Source organism: Streptomyces sp. NPDC002870 (assembly GCF_042888505.1).
Lineage (GTDB): Bacteria > Actinomycetota > Actinomycetes > Streptomycetales > Streptomycetaceae > Streptomyces.
Genome location: NZ_JBIAPW010000039.1, coordinates 21,907 through 34,060, shown reverse-complemented (window position 1 = coordinate 34,060; position 12,154 = coordinate 21,907). Strand labels below are relative to the sequence as shown.

Here is a 12,154-nt window from a genome sequence, read left to right as displayed (position 1 = left end):
AGGGCTATTCTCCCGCGCCGCGATCAGTGCCCCGCACCAGGGTGGGCGTGGCGAGGATCTCGTCGGCCGCGCGCTGGGCGCTCGCGATGCAGGCGGGGATGCCGACGCCGTCGTACGCGGCCCCGCAGACCCTCAGGCCAGGCAGTTTGGCGACCTCGTCGCGGATCCGGGCGACCCGCGCGAGATGCCCGACGGGGTACTGCGGCAGTCCGCCGATCCACCGGGTCACCTCGGTGGCGACGGGCCTGGCCGCGAGTCCGGTGGCCTCGCCGAGGTCGCGCAGGGATACGTCGACGAGCTCGGCGTCCTCGCGGTGCAGGTGTTCCTCCTCGCCGTAGCGCCCGATCGAGGTGCGCAGCACGAAGAGGCCGGCGGAACCCTCGTCGACCCAGCCCCACTTGCGGGTGGAGAAGGTGGACGCCTTGATGGTGCGGCCGTCCACGGGCGGCACCAGGAAGCCGCTGCCTTCCGGCATTCCGGCCAGGTCCGTACGCCGGAATGCCATGGTCACCAGCGCCATCGAGGCGTACTCGACCTGGCCGAGGTCCGCGGCGGCGGCCGGGGATTCGGCGGCGAGCAGCGCGGACGCGGACCAGGCGGGGGTCGCGAGCACCACGCCGTCGGCGGCGATGACGCGCTGGTCGGTGCGGATCTGCCAGCCTTCGGAGCTACGGGTCAGCCCGAGGACGGGCGTCTCCATGAGGATCTCGCCGCCCCCGGCGCGCACGGCGTCGGCGACGGCGCCCGGCAGCTGCCCCACGCCGCCCTCGATGCCCATGAAGACCGGCCCGGCAGCCTGCTGCCCGGCGGTCTTCGCCTGGATGTCCCGTACGGCGGCGAGCAGCGAGTCATGGGTCTTCGCCGCCTCGAAGAGCTGGGGGACGGCCGCGCGCATCGAGATGCGGTACGCGTCGCCCGCGTACACCCCGCCGAGCAGCGGATCCACCAGGCGGTCCACGACCTCCCGGCCGAGGCGCTCGGCGACGTACGCGCCGACCGCGACATCGTCGCCGAGCTCCGCGGGCGCGAGGTCGCGTTCCCGCTCGATACGGGCGATGCCCTGTGCCGAGAGCAGTCCCGCGAGCGCCGCCGGGTCCCCTGGCACGCCCATCACATGGCCCTTGGGCATCGGGCGCAGCGCGTCGCGCGTCCACACCGAGGCGGAGGCGGTGGCGGGCGGCTGGAGCCGGTCGGCGAGGCCGACGGCGCGGGCGAGTTCGACCGCTTCGGGGCGGCGGGCGAGCATCGACTCGGCGCCGAGATCGACGGGGGCGCCCTCGATCTCGCCCGCCTGGAGCTTGCCGCCGAGCCGGCCGGTGGCCTCCAGGAGCGTGACGCGCACCCCGGAGTCGATCAGCCGGTGAGCGGCGGCGAGACCGGCGATGCCGCCTCCGATGACGACGACATGACCCGTGCGTGTGTCCATGTCCCCCACTCTCTCAAACCCCTTGACGAGTCCTGACCGTGACCGCATCGGAACCGGAAAAGGGCAACCCGCAGCACGGCCCCGTCCGTCGAACCGGCAACACTCACCACCAGTCCCTGGGGGGGACCGACATGCGTGCACGTCGTACGGTCGCGGCACTGTTTCTCACCGCTTCACTCGCTCTTGCCGGATGCAGTTCGGTCGATTCCGCGTCCGGCGCGGACGACAAGGCGCAGAGCGCCGCGAAACCCGAGCCGCAGGACGCCGGGGCCGGCCCGGGCTACGAGTCCGACCGGCAGTCGTCCGGCTCAGAGCAGAGCAGGCCGAAGGACCCGGTCGCCCTGGCGCCGACCCACATCATCCGCACCGCGGAGCTCGCCGTGGAGGTCAAGGACGCGCCCAAGGCCCTCGACGCGGCCCGCGGGGCCGCTGAGAGCGCCGGCGGGCATGTCTCCAACGAGAGCACCGAGAGGATCGACGACACCCACGTGACCTCGCGCCTCGTGCTGCGCGTCCCGCAGGAGAAGTACGACGCGGTCCTGGCCGAGCTGGCGGGCGCCGGAAAACTGCTCTCCCGCAAGGCCGACGCCAAGGACGTCACCGACCAGGTCGTCGACGTGGAGAGCCGCATCGCGACGCAGCGGGCGAGCGTCGCACGCGTACGGGCGCTGATGGACCGGGCCGAGAAGCTGAGCGACGTGGTCACTCTGGAAGGCCAACTGAGCAGCCGCCAGGCTCAGTTGGAGTCGCTGCTGGCGCAGCAGGCCGCACTCAGGGACCGTACGACGCTGGCGACCATCACCTTGGTCGTCTCCGAGAAGGAGGACAAGGGGCAGAAGAAGGAGGACGACGACCCGGGCTTCCTGGACGCGCTCGGCGCCGGCTGGTACGCGCTCGTGGCGACGGGGGTGTGGGTCGCGGTGGTGGTGGGAGCGGTGGCCCCGTTCGCCGCGGTACTCGGGGTGCTCTACGCGCTGTGGCGATGGGTGCTGCGGCCGCGCCTCGCCAAGCGGCCTGTCGCTGCGCCCGCGGTGCCCACGCCCGGCCCCGTCCCCGCCCCGGGCCAGGACTGAAGGCTGCCGCGCCGTAGCGTGTTCCCCATGGCAATGGAGCGACTGGTGGTCATCGGGGGCGATGCGGCAGGCATGTCCGCCGCATCGCAGGCACGCAGGCTCAAGGGCCCGGACGAGCTGGAGATCGTCGCGTTCGAGCGCGGCCACTTCAGCTCGTTCTCGGCCTGCGGGATTCCGTACTGGGTCGGCGGTGATGTGCCCGAGCGCGACGACCTGATCGCCCGTACGCCGGCCGAGCACCGCGAGCGCGGCATCGAGCTGCGGATGCGTACCGAGGTGACGGAGATCGACACCGCGGGCGGGCGGGTGCGCTCCCGTGATCTGGAGACCGGCGCCGAGGCGTGGACGAGCTTCGACAAGCTGGTGATCGCGACCGGCGCGCGCCCGGTCCGGCCGGCGCTGCCGGGCATCGACGCGCCGGGCGTGCACGGCGTGCAGACCCTCGACGACGGCCAGGCCCTGCTGGACACCCTCGCGCGCACCAGCGGGCGGCGCGCGGTCGTCATGGGCGCCGGCTACATCGGCGTCGAGATGGCGGAGGCGATGCTGAAGCGCGGCTACGAGGTGACGGTCCTCAACCGCGGCGAGCAGCCGATGGCCACCCTCGACCCCGACATGGGCCGCCTGGTCCATAAGGCGATGGACGGGATCGGCATCACGACGGTGAACGGCGCCGGGGTCACCAAGATCCTCACGGGATCGGACGGCCGGGTCCGTGCCGTCACGACCGAGAACGCGGAGTACCCGGCGGATGTGGTGGTCCTCGGCATCGGCGTCGAGCCGGAGACCACCCTCGCCCGCGCCGCGGGTCTGCCGATCGGTGCGTACGGCGGGCTGCTCACCGATCTCGCGATGCGGGTGCGCGGCCACGAGAACATCTGGGCGGGCGGCGACTGTGTGGAGGTTCTCGACCTGGTCTCGGGCCGCGAGCGCCATATCGCGCTGGGCACGCACGCCAACAAGCACGGCCAGATCATCGGCGCGAACGCGGGCGGCGGGTACGCGACCTTCCCCGGCGTCGTCGGCACGGCGGTCAGCAAGGTGTGCGACCTGGAGATCGCCCGCACCGGCCTGCGCGAGAAGGACGCCCGCGCGGTCGGCCTGCGGTACGTCACGAGCACGATCGAGTCGACGAACAGCGCCGGCTACTACCCCGACGCCTCCCCGATGACAGTGAAGATGCTCGCGGAACGCCGTACGGGCCGGCTCCTCGGCGTCCAGATCGTCGGCCGCGAGGGCGCGGCCAAGCGCGTCGACATCGCCGCCGTCGCCCTGACGGCGGGGATGACGGTGGAGCAGATGACGACCCTGGATCTCGGCTACGCCCCGCCGTTCTCCCCGGTCTGGGACCCGGTGCTGGTGGCGGCGCGAAAGGCGACGACGGCGGTCCGCGAGGCGGGGGTCTAGCCGGCGCTACGCGAGGCGGGGGTCTAGCCGGCGGTCCGCGTGTGCACGTACTCCACGAGCCGGGTCAGCGCGTCGGGGTCGGTCGTCGGAAGCACGCCGTGGCCCAGGTTGAACACATGGCCCTCCAGGCCCGCGGCGGCGTCCAGCACCTCGCGGGTCTTGGCCTCGACAGCCTCCCGCGTGGAGAACAGGACGGCCGGGTCGAGGTTGCCCTGGAGCGCCTTGCCGGGGCCTACCCGGCGCGCGGCCTCGTCCAGCGGCACCCGCCAGTCGACGCCGACGACGTCCGCGCCCGCCTCGCCCATCAGGCCGAGGAGTTCGCCGGTGCCGACGCCGAAGTGAATGCGCGGCACGTCGTACGAGGCCACCGCGTCGAGGACCTTGGCGGAAGCCGGCAGCACCGAGCGCCGGTAGTCGGCGGGGGCGAGCGCACCCACCCACGAGTCGAAGAGCTGCACCGCCGAGGCGCCGGCCTCGATCTGCACCTTGAGGAACGCCGAGGTGATCTCCGCGAGCCGGTCGAGCAGGTCGGCCCACAGCTGCGGGTCGCCGTACATCAGGGCCTTGGTGTGCTCGTGGTTGCGCGAGGGGCCGCCCTCGACGAGGTAGCTCGCGAGGGTGAAGGGCGCGCCGGCGAAGCCGATGAGCGGGGTGGCCCCGAGCTCGCGGGTGAGCAGCCCGATCGCCTCGGTGACGTACCAGACGTCCTCGGGCGTGAGGTCGCGCAGTCGTGCCAGGTCGGCGCGGGTGCGGATCGGCTCGGCGACGACCGGGCCGACGCCCGGCTTGATGTCGAGGTCGAGGCCGATGGCCTTGAGCGGTACGACGATGTCGCTGAAGTAGATCGCCGCGTCGACCTTGTGGCGGCGTACCGGCTGCAGGGTGATTTCGGTGACGAGCTCGGGCCGCATGCAGGACTCGAGCATCCCGATGCCCTCGCGGACCTTGAGGTACTCGGGCAGTGAGCGCCCCGCCTGACGCATGAACCAGACCGGCGTGTGCGGCACCGGCTCACGCCTGCACGCCTTCAGAAAGGCTGATTCTTCGACAGCGTGGGTCTTGGTCGGCTCGCCCGAGGAGGGGGCATCCCCAGCTCGGGCGAAGCCTCGAGCGAGGGGAAGGTCATTGGCACTCACGCTCAGAATCTTCGCACGTACACCTGAAGTGGCCGCTCCGGGCCGGGTGTCCCTCCCTGCGCGAAGCCCCCGTTCCGCCTACTCTTCCCCGCATGGCTGCGGCTCAGGGACATTTTTCCGATCATTCCAACAGCGCTGACGACGAAGACGGCGCGGAGGGGGATGCCGTCCCGCGCGCGTTCCGGCTGGCGGTCGACGCACTGCGGGCCGCGCGGCTGCGCCCCGAGATCGAAGTGGATCCGACGCGCCCGCCGCAGCGGCTCGCACCGCATGCCTACGCGCTGGAGGCGGCGGTCGTCGACGGCGACGACGACCTGGCGGACGGCCGCCTGGTGCTGCTGCACGATCCGGCCGGTCACGACGCCTGGCAGGGCACCTTCCGGATGGTGACGCTGGTACGCGCCGAGCTGGAGCCGGAGATGGCGGCCGATCCGCTGCTTCCCGAGGTCTGCTGGTCGTGGCTGACGGGCGCGCTGGAGGCGCGCGGGCTCTCGTACGGGGAGCCGAGCGGGACTGTGACCCGCGCGGGCTCTCACTATTTCGGTGGACTCTCCGACCGGCCCCCGGCGACGCAGATCGAGATCCGGGCGTCATGGACACCGCGCGAGGGTCTGGACGGGGTTCCGGACTCGGCGTCACACCTCGTGGCCTGGTGCGATCTGCTCTGCCAGGTCGCCGGGCTGCCGCCGTCGCCGTCCGGTCCGGTGGACGCGGCGACGGGCGTTGTCTCGCTGCCACAGCGGCGGGGCCCGCAGCAGGCGTGACTCAGCGCGGGGCAACGCCCCGGAGACTGAGCACGGGAGACCGCGCACGGGAGGCGCTCGGAGCCGCCGCCGGGAACTCGGCGTGGGACGTGCCCGGAGGCTGACGCCGGGGACGTGCCCGCGGCCGACTCGCACGACGTGTCCGGAGGCCGACGCCCGCGATGTGCCCGGCTGTTGACGCCCGCGACATGCCCGGAGAAGCGCGCCGGGACCGCGGTCCGATGGCCGGGCGAGGGATGCGCCGGCACCGCCGCGACCGGGGCCGGAAGATCGCGCACGGGATCGCCGGGAACTCGTAGGATGATCGATCACCCGTCCGAATTGCCCCAATTGTTACTCACCAAATCGTGATCATTCTCTAAAGGCGGACGGGTTCGGTGCCGAAGAGGTCTGTGACCCTAACTGCACGGTCCGCCCCGGCTTCTTCCCCCCGAGCCGGCTCCGCCCCGCACCCTCCCAGGAGGCCTGGTGTCCGTTCTTCTCGAGCAGCCCGCAAGCCTGGTCGCCTACCGCCCGAACAAGCCGACGGCCATGGTCGTCGTGGCCGACCCGCGCGTCCGCTCCACCGTCACCCGCCACCTGTGGGCCCTCGGAGTGCGTGACGTCATCGAGGCGTCGTCCATCGCGGAGGCCCGTCCCCGCGTCGCCAACCCGCGCGACATCTGCGTTGCCGACGTCCACCTGCCCGACGGTTCCGGGCTGACCCTCCTGTCCGAGACCCGAGCCGCGGGCTGGCCCAACGGCCTCGCCCTCTCCGCCGCCGACGACATCGGCGCCGTGCGCAACGCCCTCGCGGGCGGAGTCAAGGGCTACGTCGTCACCGGCACGCGTACGAACATCGGGCACCCGACCCGCCCCGGCGCCGCCCCCATCGGCGCCGTGGCCGGCCGGATGCACCGCCGCCCCCCGGGTGCCCCGAGCCACCCGGGCGGCTACCGCGAGCTCTCCGGCCGTGAGGTCGAGGTGCTCCGTCTGGTCGCGGAAGGCCAGTCCAACAAGGCGATCGGCGTCTCGATGGGCCTGTCCGCGCTGACCGTCAAGAGCCACCTCGCCCGTATCGCGCGCAAGCTGGGCACGGGCGACCGGGCCGGAATGGTGGCCGTCGCCCTGCGGACCGGCATCATCCACTGACCGCTGTACAAATTCTTCGCGCCCGTCGACGGAACGTTCCGTCGACGGGCGCTCTCCGTTGACGGATACCCTTGACACGTGACCGACGCCCAAGAGACCGCAGCAGAGACCGCACTGCGAACCACCGGGGGCGCTCCCCCGGACGACGTCGAACCGGCGCCGATTCCCTTGCTGGAGCCCCGTGAAGGCATTCCGCCCGTGGTCGCCGACGAGACGGCACTCGCCGAAGTGATCGCCGCGTTCGCCAGGGGATCCGGCCCTGTCGCCGTTGACGCCGAGCGCGCGTCCGGCTACCGCTATGGCCAGCGGGCCTACCTCGTACAGCTGCGCCGCGAAGGCGCGGGCAGCGCGCTGATCGATCCGGTCGGCTGCCCCGACCTCTCCGAGCTCGGCGAGGTCCTGGCCGGTACGGAATGGATTCTGCACGCGGCCACCCAGGATCTCCCCTGCCTGCGCGAAATAGGCATGATCCCGACCCGGCTCTTCGACACGGAGCTGGCCGGGCGACTCGCGGGCTTCCCGCGGGTCGGCCTCGGCGCGATGGTCGAGTCCGTCCTCGGCTACGCGCTGGAGAAGGGCCACTCGGCGGTGGACTGGTCGACCCGCCCGCTGCCCGAGCCGTGGCTGCGCTATGCCGCGCTCGATGTGGAGCTGCTGGTCGATCTGCGCGACGCGCTGGAGAAGGAGCTGGACCGGCAGGGCAAGCTGGAGTGGGCCTGGCAGGAGTTCGAGGCCATCGCGTCGGCGCCGCCCGCTCCCCCGCGCAAGGACCCCTGGCGTCGTACGTCCGGGATGCACAAGGTGCGCCGCCGCCGTCAGATGGCGGTCGTACGGGAGCTGTGGACGGCCCGCGACAAGGTGGCGCAGCGGCGCGATATTTCGCCGGGCAAGGTGCTGAGCGACTCGGCGATCGTCGAGGCGGCTCTCGCGGTGCCGGCGAACGTGCAGGCGCTGACCGCGCTGCCCGGGTTCGGCCACCGGATGGGACGGCGGCAGCTGGAGCAGTGGCAGACGGCCGTCGACCGGGCCAAGGCACTGCCCGACGCCGAGCTCCCGCAGCCCGGCCAGACGCTGAACGGCCCGCCGCCGCCGCGTTCGTGGGCGGACAAGGACCCGGCGGCCGCGGCCCGGCTCTCCGCGGCGCGTGCGGCGGTCTCCGCACTCGCGGAGGAGCTCAATCTGCCGCAGGAGAACCTGATCACCCCGGACACGGTCCGCCGGGTCTGCTGGGAGCCGCCGGCCGAGCACACGGTGACCGCGGTGGCCGAGGCGCTGGCCGGGTACGGGGCGCGGCCCTGGCAGATCGAGCAGGTGGCGCCGCTGCTGGCGAGCGCGCTGACGGCGACGGCCTGACGCCTGCGGCGCGCTTGCCCCCACCCCGCCGCTTCCCCGGCAGGGTTCAATCTGCGGCTTCGCCGCGTGGGGGCTGCCCCCGGACCCGCCCCTTAGGCCCTGCGGGCGTGGGGGCGGACCCCCAAGCTCCTCAATCGCCGGACGGGCTTGCTGGTGCGGCCCTGGCCGACATTTCCAGCCTCGTGGGGGTCCCCCCCCGGACGAAGTCTGGGGGAGTTTGAGGCGCGGAGTCCTGGGGCGGAGCCCCAGTTCGGGAAGCGGCGGGCAGGGGAAGAGGCCCGCCGCGTGCGTTGAGGCGCGCGCCTGGGGCAGAGCCCCAGTACGTGTGACGTTCGCCGCTCCCGCCGCAGGGGGTGGGCAGGGTGGTTACCCGCAAGTAGCATGAGGGCAAGAGCGCGCGCTTAGGCGCGTGCCCGCAGCAGTGCCACCCCGCACCCTGGAGGAGAGCCATCGTGCCTCGTACCGTCAGGGACGTCGTCTTCGTCGACGGCGTCCGCACCCCGTTCGGCAAGGCGGGCCCGAAGGGCATTTACCACGAGACCCGTGCCGACGATCTCGTCGTGAAGGCGATCCGGGAGCTGCTGCGCCGCAACCCGGACCTCGACCCCGCCCGTATCGACGAGGTCGCGATCGCCGCGACCACGCAGATCGGCGACCAGGGCCTCACCCTCGGCCGCACCGCCGGCATCCTCGCGGGTCTGCCGCAGTCCGTCCCCGGCTACTCCATCGACCGCATGTGTGCGGGCGCGATGACCGCCGTGACGACGACCGCCGGCTCCATCGCCTTCGGCGCGTACGACATCGTCGTGGCCGGCGGTGTCGAGCACATGGGCCGTCACCCGATGGGCGAGGCCGTCGACCCGAACCCGCGCTTCGTCTCGGAGAAGCTGGTCGACAACTCCGCCCTGTTCATGGGCATGACCGCGGAGAACCTGCACGACCGGTTCCCGCAGCTGACCAAGCTCCGCGCCGACGAGTACGCCGTGCGCTCGCAGGAGAAGGCCGCCAAGGCGTACGCCAACGGCAAGATCCAGCCCGACCTGGTGCCGGTCTCCGTCCGCCGTACCAACCCCGAGGCCGGCGAGACCGGCTGGGGCCTGGCCACGGCCGACGAGCCGATGCGCCCGGGCACCACGGTCGAGGGCCTGGCGAAGCTCAAGACCTCGTTCCGCCCGCACGGCCGTGTGACCGCCGGCAACTCCGCGGGTCTGAACGACGGCGCCACCGCTTCCCTCATCGCTTCCGAGGACGTCGCGCGCGAGCTGGGCCTGCCGGTCAAGATGCGCCTCGTCTCGTACGCCTACGTCGGCGTCGAGCCCGAGGTCATGGGCTTCGGTCCGATCCCGGCGACCGAGAAGGCGCTGGCCAAGGCCGGTCTCTCGATCGAGGACATCGGCCTGTTCGAGATCAACGAGGCTTTCGCCGTACAGGTGCTGGCCTTCCTCGACCACTACGGCATCGCCGACGACGACCCGCGCGTCAACCAGTACGGCGGCGCGATCGCCTTCGGTCACCCGCTGGCCTCGTCCGGCGTACGTCTGATGACGCAGCTGGCCCGGCAGTTCGAGGAGCAGCCGCACGTCCGCTACGGCCTGACCACCATGTGCGTCGGCTTCGGCATGGGCGCGACGGTCATCTGGGAGAACCCGCACTTCGACGGAGGCAACAAGTGAGTACCGCTGAACTCCTGAAGGGCGCGGCCGAGCTGTTCCCTGACGAGGTCGTCACACAGGCGCACGTGCGCCACCTCGAACTCCCCGGCGGGGCGGGCAAGTTCGCGCTCATCACGCTGGACAACGGCCTGGACCACACCAAGCCGACCACCTTCGGGCCGCAGTCGCTGGCGAACCTCAACGCCGCCGTCGACCAGGTCGAGAAGGAGGCGTCCGAGGGCACGATCGTCGGCGTCGGCATCACCGGCAAGCCGTTCATCTTCGCGGTCGGCGCCGACCTCAAGGGCGTGGAGCTGCTCAAGCGCCACGAGGACGCGCTGGCGATCGGCAAGGGCGGCCACGACGTCTTCAAGCGGCTGTCCGGGCTCGCGGTCCCGACGTTCGCGTACTACAACGGCGCGGCGATGGGCGGCGGTGTCGAGGTCGGGCTGCACTGCTCGTACCGCACCGTCTCCAAGGCGATCCCCGCCTTCTCGCTGCCCGAGGTCTTCCTCGGTCTCGTCCCGGGCTGGGGCGGCTGCGCGCTGCTGCCGAACCTGATCGGCCCGGACCGCGCGGTCTCGGTGATCATCGAGAACTCGCTCAACCAGAACAAGCAGCTCAAGGGCGCCCAGGTCTTCGAGCTCGGGATCGCCGACGCGATCTTCGAGGGCGCCGACTTCCTGGAGCAGTCGCTGATCTGGACCGCGTCCGTCCTCAAGGGCGAGATCGCCGTCGAGCGCGCGGAGATCGACCGCGGCGAGGCCTGGGACCAGGCCGTCGCACGCGGCCGCTTCATCGCCGACTCCAAGGTGCACGGCGCGGCCCCGGCCGCCTACCGCGCGCTGGAGATCATCGAGGCGGCCAAGGACGGTGACCTGCAGGCGGGCTTCGACGCAGAGGACACCGCTCTCGCGGACCTGATCATGGGCGGCGAGCTGCGCTCCGGCATCTACGCCTTCAACCTGGTGCAGAAGCGCGGCAAGCGCCCGGCCGGTGCGCCGGACAAGTCGCTGGCCCGCCCGGTCACCAAGGTCGGCGTCGTCGGCGCGGGCCTGATGGCCTCGCAGCTGGCGCTGCTCTTCCTGCGCCGCCTCGAGGTGCCGGTCGTGCTGACCGACATCGACCAGGAGCGTGTCGACAAGGGTGTGGGCTACGTCCACGCCGAGATCGAGAAGCTGCTCGGCAAGGGCCGCATCAACCAGGACAAGGCCAACCGCCTCAAGGCCCTGGTGACAGGTGTTCTCGACAAGGCCGAGGGTTTCTCCGACGCGGACTTCATCATCGAGGCCGTCTTCGAGGAGATCGGCGTCAAGCAGCAGGTGTTCGCCGAGGTAGAGGCGGTCGCCCCGGCGCACGCGATCTTCGCCACCAACACCTCCTCGCTGTCGGTGACCGAGATGGCGTCGAAGCTGCAGCACCCGGAGCGGGTCGTCGGCTTCCACTTCTTCAACCCGGTCGCGATCCTCCCGCTGCTGGAGATCGTCCGCGGCGAGAAGACGGACGACGCCGCGCTGGCGACGGCCTTCGGTGTCGCGAAGAAGCTGAAGAAGACCGCGGTACTGGTCAAGGACGCGCCGGCCTTCGTGGTCAACCGCATCCTGACCCGCTTCATGGGCGAGATCCAGAACGTCATCGACGAGGGCACCCCGGTCGAGGTGGCCGAGAAGGCCGTCGAGCCGCTGGGTCTGCCGATGTCACCGCTGGTCCTGCTTGAGCTGGTCGGTCCTGCGATCGGCCTGCATGTCTCCGAGACCCTCAACCGGTCCTTCCCGGACCGCTTCAAGGTCTCCGAGAACCTGGCCGCGGTCGTCAAGGCCGGCAAGCGCGGTTTCTACGTCTACGATTCCGGCAAGCCGGAGCTGGACCCGGAGGTCGCCGCTCTCCTCAAGCAGGGCGATGTCGTCCTGACCGAGGAGCAGACCCGCGAGCGCGTGCTGAACGCGGTGGCGCAGGAGATCGGCCTGATGCTGGAGGAGGGTGTCGTGGCCGAGGCCCAGGACATCGACCTCTGCCTGATCACGGGCGCCGGCTGGCCCTTCCACCTGGGCGGCATCACGCCGTACCTGGACCGCGAGGGTGTCTCCGAGCGCGTGAACGGCAAGCCGTTCCTGGCGCAGGGCGTGGCGAGCGTCCCGGCGTAACGCCTGTCGCGAGCAACCAAGCACGAGAGCAGCGAGCAAGCGACTGCCCCGGCACCGTCCTTCGGTGC

The 12,154-nt window shown here is 71.7% G+C and carries 9 protein-coding genes; 7 read left to right on the top strand and 2 right to left on the bottom strand.

What is annotated here, in order from left to right; all coding sequences use genetic code 11:
• Window positions 1–4: 4 nt before the first annotated feature.
• On the bottom strand, window positions 5–1,426 hold the full coding sequence (hemG, locus tag ACFYWY_RS32590; RefSeq protein WP_389193224.1) for a protoporphyrinogen oxidase: 1,422 nt from the start codon (window positions 1,424–1,426) through the stop codon (window positions 5–7).
• A gap of 131 nt (window positions 1,427–1,557) precedes the next feature.
• Between hemG and ACFYWY_RS32585 the strand changes: the two genes are divergently transcribed.
• Window positions 1,558–2,499, top strand: coding sequence for a DUF4349 domain-containing protein (locus ACFYWY_RS32585; protein WP_389193221.1), 942 nt, complete (start codon window positions 1,558–1,560; stop codon window positions 2,497–2,499).
• 27 nt (window positions 2,500–2,526) lie between these two features.
• Window positions 2,527–3,906 carry an FAD-dependent oxidoreductase gene (locus ACFYWY_RS32580; protein WP_389193218.1) on the top strand — a complete coding sequence of 460 codons (1,380 nt, stop codon included), beginning with the start codon at window positions 2,527–2,529 and terminating at the stop codon, window positions 3,904–3,906.
• Between the two features lie 23 nt (window positions 3,907–3,929).
• On the opposite strand, the gene hemE is transcribed toward ACFYWY_RS32580, so the two are convergent.
• Window positions 3,930–4,937 (bottom strand): uroporphyrinogen decarboxylase, encoded by a 1,008-nt coding sequence (gene hemE / locus ACFYWY_RS32575; protein ID WP_389193353.1) that lies wholly within the window; start codon window positions 4,935–4,937, stop codon window positions 3,930–3,932.
• Between the two features lie 197 nt (window positions 4,938–5,134).
• On the opposite strand from hemE, the gene ACFYWY_RS32570 reads away from it, so the two are divergent.
• From ACFYWY_RS32570 to ACFYWY_RS32550, 5 genes are all read left to right on the top strand, one after another.
• On the top strand, window positions 5,135–5,806 hold the full coding sequence (locus tag ACFYWY_RS32570) for a DUF3000 domain-containing protein (protein ID WP_389193215.1): 672 nt from the start codon (window positions 5,135–5,137) through the stop codon (window positions 5,804–5,806).
• Window positions 5,807–6,274: 468 nt separating this feature from the next.
• Window positions 6,275–6,937, top strand: a complete 663-nt coding sequence (locus ACFYWY_RS32565) for a LuxR C-terminal-related transcriptional regulator (RefSeq protein ID WP_389193212.1) — start codon at window positions 6,275–6,277, stop codon at window positions 6,935–6,937.
• A gap of 78 nt (window positions 6,938–7,015) precedes the next feature.
• The gene (locus ACFYWY_RS32560) at window positions 7,016–8,290 is read left to right on the top strand and encodes an HRDC domain-containing protein (RefSeq protein WP_389193210.1); all 1,275 of its coding nucleotides are present in this window, start codon (window positions 7,016–7,018) and stop codon (window positions 8,288–8,290) included.
• 452 nt (window positions 8,291–8,742) lie between these two features.
• Window positions 8,743–9,963 carry a thiolase family protein gene (locus tag ACFYWY_RS32555; RefSeq protein WP_389193206.1) on the top strand — a complete coding sequence of 407 codons (1,221 nt, stop codon included), beginning with the start codon at window positions 8,743–8,745 and terminating at the stop codon, window positions 9,961–9,963.
• Window positions 9,960–12,086, top strand: a complete 2,127-nt coding sequence (locus ACFYWY_RS32550) for a 3-hydroxyacyl-CoA dehydrogenase NAD-binding domain-containing protein (protein ID WP_389193203.1) — start codon at window positions 9,960–9,962, stop codon at window positions 12,084–12,086. The genes ACFYWY_RS32555 and ACFYWY_RS32550 overlap by 4 nt, the downstream gene beginning before the upstream one ends.
• Window positions 12,087–12,154: the final 68 nt, after the last annotated feature.